Source organism: Gramella sp. AN32, assembly GCF_023718305.1.
In the GTDB taxonomy this organism is placed as follows: Bacteria; Bacteroidota; Bacteroidia; order Flavobacteriales; family Flavobacteriaceae; genus Christiangramia; species Christiangramia antarctica.
The window spans coordinates 119,262-133,365 of sequence record NZ_QEYO01000010.1 but is presented as its reverse complement, the minus strand read 5'-3'; the positions used below and the strand labels follow the sequence as shown (position 1 = coordinate 133,365).

The following is a 14,104-nucleotide window of genomic DNA, read 5'->3' as shown; positions in this document are numbered from 1 at the left end:
CTAAATAATTCCCCGATGCTTTTGCGTCGGGGTTTCCTCTTCACCTCTCCCTCGGGAGAGGTCGGAACTGCTTTTTCGCAGTTCTGGGTGAGGGGAAATATAAAATTTCGGTTTTAGCCCAGAGGCCAAAATAAAACCAGTAAAACCTGCCAGCCGGCAGGCTGGTACCCCTACGCTTTGCTTCGGGGATAGTTGGTTTAAGAAATTTTATATTAAAGATTAAATTTTATAGCTACTCACTCCTCAATTAGGTTATCTGCAAACTTGCAGTGTACATATCTTACGCCTAAATTTGAAAAAACGTTTTATGAAAATTGGATTTATAGGTTTAGGAATTATGGGAAGCCGTATGGCGGAAAATCTTCAGAAAGGTGGCTATCAGTTAAAAGTATATAACAGGACAAAAAGCAAGGCAGATAGACTTCTGGAAAATGGTGCCACCTGGGCTGGATCGCCATTTGAAGCAGGAAAAAATGTGGATGTTTTATTTACCATGTTAGAAAACCCGGGCGCAGTTGAAGAACTAGCCTGCGGGCCAAAGGGTTTTTTAAATGCCATGAATGAAAATAGTTTATGGATAGATTCAAGTACTGTAAATCCTTCTTTCAGCGAAAGAATGGCAAGTATCGCGAAAGAGAATAATATTAGATTTATGGATGCTCCTGTTTCCGGGTCAAAACAACCTGCGGCTGAGGCTGAATTGTTATTCCTGGTAGGAGGGGAGAAGAAAGATTTAGATAGCGTAAGGTCGTTATTTGATAAAATGGGCAAAGACGCTGTTCATATGGGCGCGGCGGGGAAAGGTTCTGCCATGAAAATTATGATCAACCAATTATTAGGTCAAAGTATTTTGGCCTTTTCTGAAAGTGTGAACCTGGGAATGGCTATGGGCCTGGATAAAAAGACGTGCATGGATGTTCTGTTAAAAACACCGGTAACCGCGCCCATAATCAATATTTATAGAAGCAGGATTGACAATAATGATTATGAACCAAATTTTCCCCTCAAACATTTGCAGAAAGATCTTCATTTGTTTACTGAAACCGGATACGAATTAGGCATTCCAACACCATTAACCAGCGCAGCAAAGGAAGTTTATGGACTTGCCAAACATAAAAATATGGCAGATCTTGACTTTACGGCGGTATTTAAATTCCTGAATGATAAGAATTAAGACTTTTCGGAATTAATTTAACTAAACCAGAAGAATTCCAGTTTTTATTATCGGATTCCTTAAACTATCTTTGTAAAAATTTTGGTGCAGGTCATATAGGCCATTGCTCTCTCTGAATAATTCCTTCAAAAGATAATTTTACACATTAAATTTTTGGTATTCGTTTGGTGGTGCAAAGCATTAGAATTTAAAAACGATTAGTAATTAATTTATAGTGAATGGCAAGATCCGGACAAACCCAAAACAAACGCGAAAAAGAAAAGAAGAAGCTTAAGAAACGTAAAGAAAAAGAGGCGAAACGTGTTGAACGAAAAGAAAACTCCAATAAAGGTGGATCTTTTGAAGACATGCTCGTGTATGTAGATGCAGATGGAAATTTAACTGACACTCCGCCAGACCCATCTCAAAAAGTAGAAATAGAAATCGAAGATATCGAGATCGCAATTCCCAAGAAAGAGGATCGGGATGAGGAGGAAATTATCACCGATACTGAAGGAAAAGTATCTTTCTTTGATCATTCTAAAGGTTTTGGCTTCATTATTGGAAGTCTTACCCAAGAGAAATACTTTGTTCACGTTAGCGGACTTATCGATGAGATTGATGAAAATGATAAGGTGAGTTTTGAACTGGAACAGGGGATGAAAGGACTGAATGCAGTTCGTGTTAAAGTGATAGAATAGTAATAATCAGAAAATTAAGCAATATAATTTATGAGATAATTGGGAAGTTAACCAATTAAATGAATTAGATTTGCAGCATTAGAATAGTACAGATGTCTTCACTTAAATAATTATTTCTATTAATTAAGTTAGTTCTCTAAGTATTCAATTTAGTAAAAAGTAAAAGTTACCAGTATCAATAATCCAAAATTTGCTCAGAAACGAGCGTCTGATTTTTCCAAAACTCTTAGATCCAGAGTAAACTCCTATTTTAAGACGAACAATATTAGTAAGCATGCTAATTCCAGCATGGTTATTAAAACGGTTTTAATGTTATGTGTATTCATAGTGCCTTTGGTTATTATCAATACGGGTATCGTTGCAAGCGTAGGCTTATTGTTTACTTTATATATCATTAGTGGTTTTGGGATGGCAGGGATTGGAATGGGCATCATGCACGATGCCATTCATAATTCTTATTCTAAAAATCAGAAGATCAATCAATATCTTGGGTATTCGCTGAATTTAATTGGTGCTAACGCAAGTGTATGGAAGATTCAACATAATGTTTTACATCATACGTTTACTAATATTGAGGAAGCTGATGATGATATTAATCCTCCCTTTTTCTTGAGGTTTACACCGCACACAAAGCGATATAAGGTTCATAAATTTCAGCATATTTATTCCTGGTTCTTTTATGGCCTATCTACAGTTTCGTGGGTAACCGTAAAAGATTTTGTAAGAATGGCCAGATATAGAAAACTTGGATTTTTTAAGGGGGAGAAAGGTTTTAATTCACAATTGATCAAAGCCATTATTTGGAAGATTGTTTCTTTTACCTTTGTATTGGTACTTCCTATAATCATGGTGCCATTGGCAGCCTGGATCGTAATCCTGGCTTTTATATCCATGCATTTTATAACGGGCTTAATGATCACCACGGTTTTTCAACTGGCTCATATAGTGCCTACGACGGAGTATCCTTTACCAGATCATAATGGGATAGTGGAAGGTGACTGGGCATCACATCAATTGATGACCACAAGTAATTTTTCTCCAAAAAGCCGACTTTTTAGCTGGTTTATTGGAGGGCTCAATTATCAAATTGAACATCATTTATTACCAAATATCTGTCATGTGCATTATCGAAAGATTTCACATATAGTTGCGCAAACCGCTAAAGAGTATGGTTTGCCATATCATAATAAACACAGTTTCCTATCTGCAGTTGGCGAACATTTTAAAATGCTACGGCAGTTAGGGAGAATGGATAACCTTAAAACAGGTTAGTATATAGTATAGATTGGAAGCCATACAATCTTGAAACGAACATGGCAAAATTATAGTAACAATTAATAAGTAAAGTAATGCAAGAAGGTAAAGTAAAGTTTTTCAATAGTACCAAAGGATTTGGTTTTATTAAAGCTGATGATTCAAACGAAGACATCTTCGTACACTCAAGTGGTCTAATTGATGAAATTCGTGAAGACGACAGAGTACAATTTGAAACAGAACAGGGAAAGAAAGGTCTTAACGCTGTTAACGTTGAAGTTATTGACTAATTATTTTCTGGTTCCGGATTGGGGCCAACCAATAATTATCATGATCACTTGTCGTGTGATCTTAAATTAGAACGGCAAAATATAGTAACAATTAATAAGTAAAGTAATGCAAGAAGGTAAAGTAAAGTTTTTTAATAGTACCAAAGGATTTGGTTTTATTAAAGCAGATGATTCAAACGAAGACATCTTTGTACACTCAAGTGGTCTAATTGACGAAATTCGTGAAGACGACAGAGTACAATTTGAAACAGAACAGGGAAAGAAAGGTCTTAACGCTGTTAACGTTGAAGTTATTGACTAATTATTTTCTGGTTTCAGATTGGGACCAAACAATAATTAATAGGATCATGGCCGTGTGATCTCAAATTAGAACGGCACATTAAACAATTAATAAGTAAAGTAATGCAAGAAGGTAAAGTAAAGTTTTTCAATAGCACCAAAGGATTTGGTTTTATTAAAGCAGATGATTCTAACGAAGACATCTTTGTACACTCAAGTGGTTTAATTGACGAAATTCGTGAAGACGACAGAGTACAATTTGAAACAGAACAAGGCAAAAAAGGTCTTAACGCTGTTAACGTTGAAGTTATTGACTAATTATTTTCTGGTTTCAGATTGGGATCAAACAATAATTAATAGGATCATGGCCGTGTGATCTCAAATTAGAACGGCACATTAAACAATTAATAAGTAAAGTAATGCAAGAAGGTAAAGTAAAGTTTTTCAATAATTCCAAAGGATTTGGTTTTATTAATTCTGATGAATCGAATGAAGATATCTTTGTTCATCAAAGCGGTCTAATCGATGATATTCGTGAAAACGATATGGTTAGATTTGAAACAGAACAAGGTAAGAAAGGTTTAAACGCTATAAACGTTGAACTAATTGACTAAGTAATTAATTAGGTCAACACCTCATTAATGAAAAGCCATCCTTTTAAGGGTGGCTTTTTTTATGCAGGTATTTTTCTGAAGATCATTAGTAGTAGTTTGGAGAGACCCCGACTGAATTTTGAGGGCGTTACTAGAATATTTCGGCGCAACGCCTTAACATGCCTTTCAGCTTCAAATACTTCCCTAATAGTTAAGATCTGAAACCCATATAAGCTCTCATATATAGCAAACTCATCCCCATCTAATGCAAAGTTCTTTATAATTTTGATGACATTATAATTAATTTCTTAATCTTGCAATGATTTTAAACCTACCCTTCGATCTAAATTAGATGGCAAAAAATGACCCCTATGCAGCTCTGAAATACGGAGAATTTAGAACATTCCTTTTAGTGAGATTCGCATTTGTTTTTGCCAGGACCATGCAATTCATTGTGATCGAGTGGGAGGTGTACAACTTAACCAAAGATCCATTTTCGTTAGGGATGATAGGGTTAATGGAAGTTATTCCTGCAGTGTCCCTGGCGTTATTCGCCGGCCATATTGTAGATCAAAAAGAGAAAAAAGGATTATTATTAAAATGTCTCCTGGGGTTCTCAGTAATAAGTATTGGTTTATTTATGTTAACCTGGCCCCGTATCGTAGCCGGATTTTCTCAAAACACTATTCTATACTCCATTTATTTTTTAATTTTTTTAGGAGGAATTGTACGTGCCTTTCTAGGCCCCACCAATTTTTCTTTATTTGCTTTGATCGTTCCAAAAAAGATCTATCCAAATGCCGCTACCTGGAATAGTTCTGTATGGCAAATGGGGTCGGTATTGGGGCCGGCTCTTGCAGGATTAAGTATACACTGGATAGGAGTGCACTGGTCTATGTTATTGATTTTCGGCTTTGCCCTCCTTGCTTTATTGGGGCTCACTCAAATTTCTAAAAAACCAATACTTAATCCTAAGATTGGGGAACCTGTGATGAGAAGTTTAAAGGAGGGGGTGAAGTTTGTGTGGAATTCTAAAATTATCTTTGGAGCTATTGCCCTGGATATGATCGCTGTTTTATTTGGAGGTGCAGTAGCGCTTTTGCCAATTTTCGCTCAGGATATTTTGAAAGTAGGGCCGGAAGGTTTTGGTATTTTAAGGGCGGCACCGGCAGTTGGCGCAGTTTTGATCCTGTTCACTTCCGCATATTACCCGCTTAATAAAAATGCCGGAATGAAATTACTTGCGGCGATCTTTGGTTTCGGACTTTGTATCATCGCATTTGGATTATCTGAGATATTCTGGATTTCCGTAATCGCATTATTCTTAAGTGGTGCTACAGATGGAGTTTCCATGGTAATTAGGCAAACGATCCTTCAGCTTAAAACTCCAGATCATATGCGTGGCCGGGTATCTTCAGTAAATTCTATGTTTGTGGGATCTTCCAATGAACTTGGAGCTTTCGAGAGTGGGCTCACCGCAAAGCTCATGGGAACAGTTTCTGCCGTGGTATTTGGTGGAAGTATGACTTTGATCACGGTTTTGGGAATGGGTGCGGCTTTTCCTAAATTTAGAAAACTAGATCTGAGAAAAGATATAGAAGAACATGAAAGGGAAGATTAAAAAATTTCTTAAACCGGCTATTCCCGACGAAAAAGCATCGGCGAATTATTTAGATTAAATAAGATCTTTTTTAAAACAAATACTATTTTCCATCCCTTCATAGGGTGGATATTTTTCGATTAAATAATATCCGTTCTTTTTATAAAAACCAACCGCTTCAATTTGACGCTTTCCGGTTTCCAGGACACAGGCTGAATATCCCATTTCCAAAGCCCACTTTTCCAGTTCCCTTAGGATCAGTCCGGCATAACCTTTCTTTCTATAAGCTGAATCCACGAACATCCTTTTTACTTCCATAGTTCCACCTTTAAATTCTTTCAAAGCTCCACAACCAACAGGGATCTTATCTTCATACATTACAATTACATGATTTATAAGGTCAAGTTTATTATGACTGTCATAAAAAGAATGTTCATCACCATCGCAAACCGCAAGATATTCGTCCAGTTTCACGATAAGTTTACCAAAATCGGGATTTTTAGAATTTGTCTTTTGAAGGTCTATCATCAAATTTTAGTTGCCCAGGGAATTTAAATAAATAGCAGCAATTACACCAAGAGCCGTGGCAATGCCCGCCCAATAATAATCTTCTTTATAAGCCTTGGGAAATACTTCAATTGCCAGGGAAGCAATCACAGCTCCTGCTGCAAAACAACGAATATAATCCAGGGTTTCATCAGCAGCATTTTTTAATAAAAGGTTCCCTGCAAGTGCTGCCAGCGATAAAATAATTGCAGTTCCAATCCATAGTCCCATAATTTTCTTATTGCCTTTATCATTTTTACTCATTTCTTTTGCCCCGCCAGCTGCTTCAGGTAAATTAGAGAGTAAAATAGATCCGCTGAGGGCAGCTACGGCTATGGGTTCAGCCCCAATTAAAGCCACACCCAAAGCCAGGTTTTCAGGAATTCCGTCAAGGGTAATAGCGGCTAGTAAACCAGCTCCATTATTATTCCCCCATTTTTGTTTTACAAAATAGTCTAAAACACAAAAAACAGCTGCACCTACAAAGACAAAGAAAAGTACCCAGGGCATGGGAGATCTTGCCGCTGCGGGATCAATCAATTCTAATATGGCGGAAACCATTAGAGCTCCTCCGGCAAAAGCCACTAGAAAACCCTCTACTTTTTTGGGTAAGTTCCCATAGATTCCCCAGGCCGCACCTGCGATTAAAGCGCCCGACACTACTGCAATGACTAAGATGGTTGTGAGCATTTATAAATGTATTATTTCATGAAGAGATGAATAAATAAAACCTAATTTACTTAATAATAATAGTGGCAATTTGGGAAACCTTAATGTTTTATAAACATAATTTATGATTTTATTGACCCAATTAATTTATATGCAGGATTACATTTACTTAAAATATTCATTATGAGAAAGCTTACGTTATTAACTCTTAGTATTCTTACGCTTGGTATTTTAAGCTGCCAGGAGAAAAAAGATGAGGAAAAAACAGAAAAAAGCGGTGTTCCGGAAGCTGTAGTGGCTGCTTTTCAAAAAAAATATCCGGGGGAGAACGATCCGGACTGGCAACAGGATGATCATGGTTATTGGGAATCACATTTTAAAATTGATGGGGAAAAATACCGTGCTGATTTTAATGCTGATGGAACCTGGGTGGAAACTGAAAATAGTATAAAGAAAGAAGACCTTCCACAAGTGGTGCAGGATTCCATAGATAAAAATTATGCAGACCGGGAAATCACAGAAATTGAACATGTGATAAACGCGAAAAAAGGAGAATTTTTTGATATTGAATTTAAACAGAAAGGTAAAAATATGGATGTTGAAATGAATAAAGAAGGAAAGAAATTAAATTAGCACCTGTCTGATTATTATTAATTTACAGATTTTACCTAATTAGAAGGTTTATATTAAAATTGAATTCTTAAATACCATTTGAGAATTCAATTTTCTTTTTTAAGACTCTACAAAAATCAAACAAATGAAAAACTTATCTATTGATGATATTCAGGATCAATCAGGTAAAATTGCCATCATAACCGGGGCTAATACAGGTCTGGGATATGAAACCACAAAATTTCTTGTAAAGAAAAATATGGTGGTAGTTATGGCCTGTAGAAATTTGAAGAAAGCTAGGACTGCGCGGGAATCTATTACCCGGAAAAATAGAAAGGCCCAAATCGAGATCATGGAATTAGATCTTTCAAGTTTAAATTCCGTAAAAGCTTTTACAGAAAAATTTATAGAGAATCATGAAAGACTAGACGTTTTAGTGAACAATGCCGGGCTTATGATCCCCCCATATCAAAAAACTGAGGATGGATTTGAAAGTCAGTTTGGGGTAAATTATTTAGGTCATTTTCTATTGACCCAAAAGTTATTTCCTTTACTAAAAAAGTCAGGAAATTCAAGGATCGTAAGCTTGAGCAGTATTGCGCATAAAAATGCACAGATAAATTTTGAGGATATAAATTGGGAAAAGAAATATTCCAGGAGCAAAGCTTATGGGCAAAGTAAATTAGCCTGTTTAATGTTTGCCTACGAATTGCAACGTAGAATTGAAAAAAGTAATTTAAAAATAAAATCACTTGCGGCTCATCCCGGAATTTCAGACACGGAATTATTCCGGTATATTCCTGGGTTCCTAACTTTTATCCTTAAACCATTTACATTTTTCATCTCGCATTCTGCGGAAAAAGGGGCCAGGCCTGAAATTATAGCTGCTACCCATCCATCTTTGAAAGGTGGTGAATATATCGGGCCAACAGGTTTTAAAGGAATGAAAGGCAAACCGGGGGTTGTTGGTTCCAGTCCTTATTCTTATGATGAAAAAATTGCTGACGAATTATGGAACCTATCAGAAAAAATGACCCAAACAAAATTTTCTGTTTAGATTTCGAAAATGCGTAAAGTACTCTCCAAAATTTTAAAAATGCTATTAGTTTTTATTGTAATCACCATCATTGGTGTATTCCTTTTTATGCAATTAAGCCCGGAATTTGGAGGAAAAATTTCAGATGATCAAGAAGAAACCTTTAAAGCCTCTTCACAATATTCAGAAGGGAAATTTCATAATCCCGGTAACGTCAGGATGGAGATGAGTTTTTCCAAAATGACAAAAATTGCCAAAGCTTATTTCAATCCGCAGGAAAATACCGTCCCTGAAAATTCAATGCCCATTGTTAGGAATGATGCTGCCGAAATAAATAATTATGCGGGACCAGCGAGATTGGTATGGTTTGGCCATTCTGCATTTCTACTTCAGATAGATGCTAAAAATATTTTGATAGATCCTATGTTTGGGGATGTGCCTTCGCCGCATCCCTGGTTAGGTACGAAAAGATTTTCAGATGGGTTACCTATTGAAATTCAACAACTTCCTAAAATAGACGCGGTACTATTTTCTCATGACCATTATGATCATCTTGACTATGGTTCCATTAAAAAAATAAAAGATAAAGTAGCCCATTTTTATGTCCCACTTGGTTTGGGCGCGCATTTGAAAGCCTGGGAAGTTCCGGAAGACCAGATTACTGAAATGGACTGGTGGGATACGACAAGCTTTAAAGACCTTAAAATTATTGCCGCGCCTGCCCAGCATTTTTCCGGGCGAGGTTTTGGGGATCGCGATAATACGTTATGGGCTTCATGGATCATTCAGGGAAAAACCGATAATATATATTTCAGTGGTGATTCCGGATATGGCGACCATTTTAAACAAATTGGTGCAACCTATGGTCCTTTCGATTTTGCGATGATTGAATGTGGCCAGTATAATAAACATTGGAAAGAAATTCATATGATGCCGGAAGAAAGTGCACAGGCTGCAAAAGATGTAAATGCCCGGGTGGCCATGCCTATTCATTGGGCAGCCTTCAAATTGGCATTGCATCCCTGGACAGATCCTGTGGTGAGGTTTCTGGAGAAGGCTAAAGAGTTGAACCTGAAAGTTGTTACTCCAAAAATTGGTGAAAAGATCATCATTAAGGAGCCTGCGAAAGTTCAAAAATGGTGGTGAAATTTAAGTATTTTAACCTGGCCCATTTTTAAAATTGATAAAAACTTGGATACGTGACGTTCGAATGATAATGATCATGTAATAACAAGTGCCGGAATAAAAGGTTTAAAATTATTATGGCTTTGAAAAAAATTGGGTTAGGTGGTGGATGTCATTGGTGTACCGAAGCCGTTTTTCAATCTTTAAAAGGAGTTTTTAAGGTGCAACAGGGATATATCAATGCGTCAGAAAATTTAGATTTTTCTGAAGCAATTTTATTGGAATTTGATCCTTCAGAAATTTCATTGTTGGATCTTATCAATGTTCATTTAAAAACGCATGAGAGTTTTAGTGACCATAGCATGCGGGTTAAATACAGGTCGGCTATTTATGTTTTTAGTTCTTATCAAAAAATGGAAGTGCAGAATATTCTAGATAAAATTCAATTAGCATACGAAAAGAGAATAATTACTCAGGTTTACCAGTTTCATGAATTCAAGGAGAGTAGGGCAGAGATCCAAAATTATTACCTGCAAGATCCGGCAAAACCCTTCTGTAGGCGATACATTGCCCCTAAGCTGAAACTACTAAAAAAAGAGTTTGTATCCCTACTAAAATAAGAAGAAGTTTTAATGTAATATTGCAGCTTCAAAACTTCAAAAATGGAGAAATCTGACAGACTGCTCATCATCCTCGCATTTTTCTCTATTTATGTGATTTGGGGATCTACTTATTTACTCAATAAAATTTCCGTTTCGCAATTATCACCATTAATGCTTGCAGGAATTCGTTTTACCACTGCAGGGGGATTAATATTCCTCCTCAGCCTTGGTCTGGGGAAATCTTTAAGAATCACCAAAAAACAATTTTTGAATAGCGTTTTTGCGGGAGTCCTGTTTCTTGTTATTGGTAATGGCGGTGTTGTATGGGCTTTGCGCTTTGTAGACAGTAATTTTGCAGCACTGGAGATTTCCTCCCAACCCCTGGTGATCCTTCTTCTAATGTGGCTGCTTCAAGGCAAAAAAATCAAAAAAGAATCTGTAATCGGGATTATTCTGGGCATCGCCGGAATTTATCTCCTGGTGAGCCAGAAACAGGTGATAGGGGACAACCAGTCCATTTGGGGAATGCTCACCATATTCCTCTGCATGATGAGTTGGGGGTATGCCAGCATCTTCGTGGGAAATGCCGATTTACCCAAAAACTATTTAGTGAATACAGGCTACCAGATGCTTTCTGGAGGTATCCTTCTTCTAATTGCCAGTATGTTATTGGGAGAGGAGTGGCTCGCATTAACCTCGTGGGAACCACAAGTGCAAATCTCCATGATCCTCCTGGTACTTTTTGGAAGTATTGTCGCCTTTACTTCTTTTAATTTTCTTTTGAAGAGGGTCTCTCCGGAAAAAGTAGCCACTTCAACCTATGTGAACCCTATAATTGCCATGTTTTTAGGCTGGTATTTTTTAGATGAATTAATTACCGTACAGGGAATTCTGGCGGCAGTTATCCTACTTACAGGGGTATATTTCATCAACCGCACTAAAACGAAAGTAATTGCAAAAAAGGTTTAAGGTATAAATTTATCTATCATAATTAATATCTTAGGGGAATTGAAATGCTAAATTTAAGAAATGCTGAAAAAAATCAATTGGAATGATGTTCCCAGTGAACAGGTTACCGAAAAGATGGAACGAAAAATTGTTCATGGTGAAAAGGTGATGATCGCGAAAATGAGGTTTAAAGATGGTTTTAGGGTACCCTTGCACAGTCATATAAATGAACAGATTACCAACGTGGTTTCGGGAAGCATCCGCTTCTGGTTTGGTAAAGATAAAGAGGAGGTGATAGAGCTTCACGCGGGGGATATTATAGTGATCCCTTCAAATCTTCCGCATGAAGCCCTCATGATAGGTGATGTTGAAGAAATTGATACCTGGTCGCCCATTCGGGAAGACTGGCTCGATGGCACCGATGCGTATTTAAGAAACGATTCTTAGTATGGATTTAAGACTTAAAGGTAAAGTTGCATTCATTGGAGCCTCCAGTGAGGGATTGGGCAAAGCAGTTGCTAAAGAACTGGCCTGGGAAGGTGTAGAAGTGATCATTAACGGAAGAAATCGCGCTACACTCGAAAAAACCAAAACTGAAATAGAAGAAATAAGTCAGGTTAAAGTGTATGCGGAGGCCGGAGACCTTTCTATTCCTGAAGATAGGGACCGGATTGTAAAATCTGTGCTGGAAAAATATAAAGGGATCGATATTCTGGTAACGAATACAGGCGGACCAAAATCGGCTAAATTTGAAAACCTTTCTCAGGAAGATTGGGATAATAGTTATCATTTGTTACTGGGGAGCGCGGTTTCCCTAATTCGAAGTTTTCTCCCCGGAATGAAAGAAAAACAATGGGGAAGGATCATTGCGATTACTTCCCAGGCAGTGAAGCAACCGGTAGATAATCTTATTTTGTCAAATTCGGTAAGGGCTTCAGTGGCCGGCCTTGTAAAATCACTTTCTAATGAAATGGGCATCCACAATATAACCGTAAATAATGTGATGCCGGGTTATACCAAAACTAACCGACTCAAAAACCTTATCGAAAAAAATCCTGATTTTGAAAAAGCAAAAGCTGAAATTCCTTTAGGCCGTTTTGCCGAACCGGAAGAATTCGCTGCCGCCGTCACTTTCCTGGCCAGTGAACGTGCAGGTTATATTACCGGGGTTTCCCTGGCAGTTGATGGGGGGTGGATTAAAAACCTGCTTTAATGGAACTGGACCTAAAAGGAAAAACCATCCTGCTCACCGGAGCATCAGATGGGATAGGGAAGGGGCTTGCGCAATTTTTGATAGAAATGGGTGCAAGCCTGGCTGTTCATTATAATCGGAGCAAAGCATCTGCGGAAGGACTTGCAAAAAAATGTGCCCATGGTTCAAAAATCTTTCAGGCAGATCTGGAAAAAGAAAAAGATGTGTTCAGGCTTTTTTCTGAAGTAACCGAAGAATTTGAAAAATTAGACGCTATCATTTTAAACGCCGGGGTATTCTTAAAACATTCCACTAACAATACTACGGAGGACTGGCTAAAAACCTGGAAGAAAACCATGGATATCAATTTGAATTCGGTGGGGATACTCACAAAATTAGGAATTGATCATTTTAGGGAAAATAATGGCGGCAGGTTTATTTATATAGGAAGCCGTGCGGTCTTTCGTGGGGAAACCGAGGAATATCTGGCATATGCCGCATCCAAAGGCGGGTTGACTTCTTTGGCGCGATCTGTAGCACGATCGTTTGGAAAAGACAATATCAAGTCCTTTATCGTTTCACCGGGATTTACCAGGACCCAAATGGCCGAACAATTTATCGCCCAATATGGCGAAGAACGTATCCTGAATGAAATTGCTTTAAATGAATTGACCCAACCTAAAGATCTTGCGCCCATTATTGGTTTAATGTGCAGCGGACTCATGGATCACGCCACCGGAGCTACGATTGATATCAATGCGGGAAGTCATATTCGATAGGGATTTTAACCAAAAAAAATCATTAATGATTTTTAACAAAGTAATATTAAGATCACCAATGGCTTTTTACGCAATACTGTAAGCGGGGAAGCTAAAGGTATTCCCTAAAAAAGATAATTATATACAAAAATGTAAAGGAGTCAAAAGTCTTCACGAGCTAAGTTAGAAAGAAGAAAATATAAAAAGTTTTATTTTTACTACCATCCCATGTTTTCGTAAAACAAATTCCTTTAAGTGTTTGATCTACAAGTATTTTGTTATTAAAATAATCATAAGCACCACCTTAATTATTATTGTTTATTATATATTGTGCCATATATTTCCCTAATTAATATTATTATCATTATTGAACACATACAATGAAAATCTATATGTTTATCCGTTTAGACACCTAATATAAGTTTTGTCACCTTGAGCGTAATCGAAAGGTCAAACAAAAAAGTCTCGACTTGAGCCTGTATTGAGCGAAGTCGAAATGCTCGACGTAACAATTTCAGTCATGATTTGCCTATTTGGTGTTTTTAGCGGACAAGCATAATCTATTAATATAAAAATCAAATCTTCCTCAAGCAACCCTATTTGCTTGAAATATATAAGAATGTGTTTCAATAATTTTTATTATCATTTCCTGTCCTAATACATTTATATCGAACGCTAAATAGAAGAGATATAAATTAAATGCAAAAAGATATATCATCAAAAGATGTGTAAAAATAATATGACAT

The 14,104-nt window shown here is 37.1% G+C and carries 18 protein-coding genes; 16 read left to right on the top strand and 2 right to left on the bottom strand.

Translation table 11 applies throughout. The features are described 5' to 3' along the window. Nucleotides 1-307 precede the first annotated feature (307 nt). From DHD80_RS12580 to DHD80_RS12545, 8 genes are all read left to right on the top strand, one after another. Entirely contained in the window at nt 308-1,174 is an 867-nt protein-coding gene (locus DHD80_RS12580) for an NAD(P)-dependent oxidoreductase (RefSeq protein ID WP_251741609.1), read from the top strand. 218 nt (nt 1,175-1,392) lie between these two features. Then, a complete protein-coding gene (locus tag DHD80_RS12575) occupies nt 1,393-1,854 on the top strand; it encodes a cold shock domain-containing protein (RefSeq protein ID WP_251741607.1) in 462 nt (153 codons plus the stop codon). 309 nt (nt 1,855-2,163) lie between these two features. Further along, nucleotides 2,164-3,126: an acyl-CoA desaturase gene (locus DHD80_RS12570; protein ID WP_251741605.1), complete on the top strand. Its 963-nt coding sequence runs from the start codon at nt 2,164-2,166 to the stop codon at nt 3,124-3,126. Between the two features lie 77 nt (nt 3,127-3,203). Continuing rightward, a complete protein-coding gene (locus DHD80_RS12565; protein ID WP_251741602.1) occupies nt 3,204-3,398 on the top strand; it encodes a cold-shock protein in 195 nt (64 codons plus the stop codon). Between the two features lie 106 nt (nt 3,399-3,504). Then, nucleotides 3,505-3,699 (top strand): cold-shock protein, encoded by a 195-nt coding sequence (locus DHD80_RS12560; RefSeq protein WP_251741602.1) that lies wholly within the window; start codon nt 3,505-3,507, stop codon nt 3,697-3,699. A gap of 101 nt (nt 3,700-3,800) precedes the next feature. Further along, complete coding sequence (locus DHD80_RS12555) at nt 3,801-3,995, top strand: cold-shock protein (RefSeq protein WP_251741602.1); 195 nt, start codon at nt 3,801-3,803, stop codon at nt 3,993-3,995. A gap of 101 nt (nt 3,996-4,096) precedes the next feature. Further along, on the top strand, nt 4,097-4,291 hold the full coding sequence (locus DHD80_RS12550; RefSeq protein WP_251741601.1) for a cold shock domain-containing protein: 195 nt from the start codon (nt 4,097-4,099) through the stop codon (nt 4,289-4,291). A gap of 331 nt (nt 4,292-4,622) precedes the next feature. Further along, complete coding sequence (locus DHD80_RS12545; protein WP_251741598.1) at nt 4,623-5,891, top strand: MFS transporter; 1,269 nt, start codon at nt 4,623-4,625, stop codon at nt 5,889-5,891. Nucleotides 5,892-5,945: 54 nt separating this feature from the next. On the opposite strand, the gene DHD80_RS12540 is transcribed toward DHD80_RS12545, so the two are convergent. Both DHD80_RS12540 and DHD80_RS12535 read right to left on the bottom strand, forming a co-directional pair. Continuing rightward, entirely contained in the window at nt 5,946-6,398 is a 453-nt protein-coding gene (locus tag DHD80_RS12540) for a GNAT family N-acetyltransferase (protein ID WP_251741596.1), read from the bottom strand. A 6-nt stretch (nt 6,399-6,404) separates the two neighbouring features. Next, nucleotides 6,405-7,106, bottom strand: coding sequence for a zinc transporter (locus DHD80_RS12535; protein WP_251741594.1), 702 nt, complete (start codon nt 7,104-7,106; stop codon nt 6,405-6,407). A gap of 162 nt (nt 7,107-7,268) precedes the next feature. Between DHD80_RS12535 and DHD80_RS12530 the strand changes: the two genes are divergently transcribed. From DHD80_RS12530 to DHD80_RS12495, 8 genes are all read left to right on the top strand, one after another. Further along, entirely contained in the window at nt 7,269-7,718 is a 450-nt protein-coding gene (locus DHD80_RS12530) for a PepSY-like domain-containing protein (protein WP_251741593.1), read from the top strand. Nucleotides 7,719-7,842: 124 nt separating this feature from the next. Next, a complete protein-coding gene (locus DHD80_RS12525; RefSeq protein WP_251741591.1) occupies nt 7,843-8,754 on the top strand; it encodes an oxidoreductase in 912 nt (303 codons plus the stop codon). Between the two features lie 39 nt (nt 8,755-8,793). Next, on the top strand, nt 8,794-9,879 hold the full coding sequence (locus DHD80_RS12520; RefSeq protein ID WP_251741589.1) for an MBL fold metallo-hydrolase: 1,086 nt from the start codon (nt 8,794-8,796) through the stop codon (nt 9,877-9,879). A gap of 116 nt (nt 9,880-9,995) precedes the next feature. Next, entirely contained in the window at nt 9,996-10,478 is a 483-nt protein-coding gene (locus tag DHD80_RS12515) for a peptide-methionine (S)-S-oxide reductase (RefSeq protein ID WP_251741587.1), read from the top strand. Nucleotides 10,479-10,520: 42 nt separating this feature from the next. Further along, on the top strand, nt 10,521-11,429 hold the full coding sequence (locus DHD80_RS12510; protein WP_251741586.1) for an EamA family transporter: 909 nt from the start codon (nt 10,521-10,523) through the stop codon (nt 11,427-11,429). A gap of 60 nt (nt 11,430-11,489) precedes the next feature. Beyond that, nucleotides 11,490-11,855 carry a cupin domain-containing protein gene (locus DHD80_RS12505; RefSeq protein WP_251741584.1) on the top strand — a complete coding sequence of 122 codons (366 nt, stop codon included), beginning with the start codon at nt 11,490-11,492 and terminating at the stop codon, nt 11,853-11,855. A 1-nt stretch (nt 11,856) separates the two neighbouring features. Continuing rightward, nucleotides 11,857-12,621, top strand: coding sequence for an SDR family oxidoreductase (locus tag DHD80_RS12500; RefSeq protein ID WP_251741582.1), 765 nt, complete (start codon nt 11,857-11,859; stop codon nt 12,619-12,621). Further along, on the top strand, nt 12,621-13,379 hold the full coding sequence (locus tag DHD80_RS12495; RefSeq protein ID WP_251741580.1) for an SDR family oxidoreductase: 759 nt from the start codon (nt 12,621-12,623) through the stop codon (nt 13,377-13,379). The genes DHD80_RS12500 and DHD80_RS12495 overlap by 1 nt, the downstream gene beginning before the upstream one ends. The last annotated feature ends 725 nt before the right edge of the window (nt 13,380-14,104 follow it).

Coding starts and splice junctions, on each gene's coding strand:
- DHD80_RS12580 (WP_251741609.1), top strand. CDS start 308: ATGAAAATTGGATTTATAGGTTTAGGAATTATGGGAAGCCGTATGGCG.
- DHD80_RS12575 (WP_251741607.1), top strand. CDS start 1,393: ATGGCAAGATCCGGACAAACCCAAAACAAACGCGAAAAAGAAAAGAAG.
- DHD80_RS12570 (WP_251741605.1), top strand. CDS start 2,164: ATGTTATGTGTATTCATAGTGCCTTTGGTTATTATCAATACGGGTATC.
- DHD80_RS12565 (WP_251741602.1), top strand. CDS start 3,204: ATGCAAGAAGGTAAAGTAAAGTTTTTCAATAGTACCAAAGGATTTGGT.
- DHD80_RS12560 (WP_251741602.1), top strand. CDS start 3,505: ATGCAAGAAGGTAAAGTAAAGTTTTTTAATAGTACCAAAGGATTTGGT.
- DHD80_RS12555 (WP_251741602.1), top strand. CDS start 3,801: ATGCAAGAAGGTAAAGTAAAGTTTTTCAATAGCACCAAAGGATTTGGT.
- DHD80_RS12550 (WP_251741601.1), top strand. CDS start 4,097: ATGCAAGAAGGTAAAGTAAAGTTTTTCAATAATTCCAAAGGATTTGGT.
- DHD80_RS12545 (WP_251741598.1), top strand. CDS start 4,623: ATGGCAAAAAATGACCCCTATGCAGCTCTGAAATACGGAGAATTTAGA.
- DHD80_RS12540 (WP_251741596.1), bottom strand. CDS start 6,398: ATGATAGACCTTCAAAAGACAAATTCTAAAAATCCCGATTTTGGTAAA.
- DHD80_RS12535 (WP_251741594.1), bottom strand. CDS start 7,106: ATGCTCACAACCATCTTAGTCATTGCAGTAGTGTCGGGCGCTTTAATC.
- DHD80_RS12530 (WP_251741593.1), top strand. CDS start 7,269: ATGAGAAAGCTTACGTTATTAACTCTTAGTATTCTTACGCTTGGTATT.
- DHD80_RS12525 (WP_251741591.1), top strand. CDS start 7,843: ATGAAAAACTTATCTATTGATGATATTCAGGATCAATCAGGTAAAATT.
- DHD80_RS12520 (WP_251741589.1), top strand. CDS start 8,794: ATGCTATTAGTTTTTATTGTAATCACCATCATTGGTGTATTCCTTTTT.
- DHD80_RS12515 (WP_251741587.1), top strand. CDS start 9,996: ATGGCTTTGAAAAAAATTGGGTTAGGTGGTGGATGTCATTGGTGTACC.
- DHD80_RS12510 (WP_251741586.1), top strand. CDS start 10,521: ATGGAGAAATCTGACAGACTGCTCATCATCCTCGCATTTTTCTCTATT.
- DHD80_RS12505 (WP_251741584.1), top strand. CDS start 11,490: ATGCTGAAAAAAATCAATTGGAATGATGTTCCCAGTGAACAGGTTACC.
- DHD80_RS12500 (WP_251741582.1), top strand. CDS start 11,857: ATGGATTTAAGACTTAAAGGTAAAGTTGCATTCATTGGAGCCTCCAGT.
- DHD80_RS12495 (WP_251741580.1), top strand. CDS start 12,621: ATGGAACTGGACCTAAAAGGAAAAACCATCCTGCTCACCGGAGCATCA.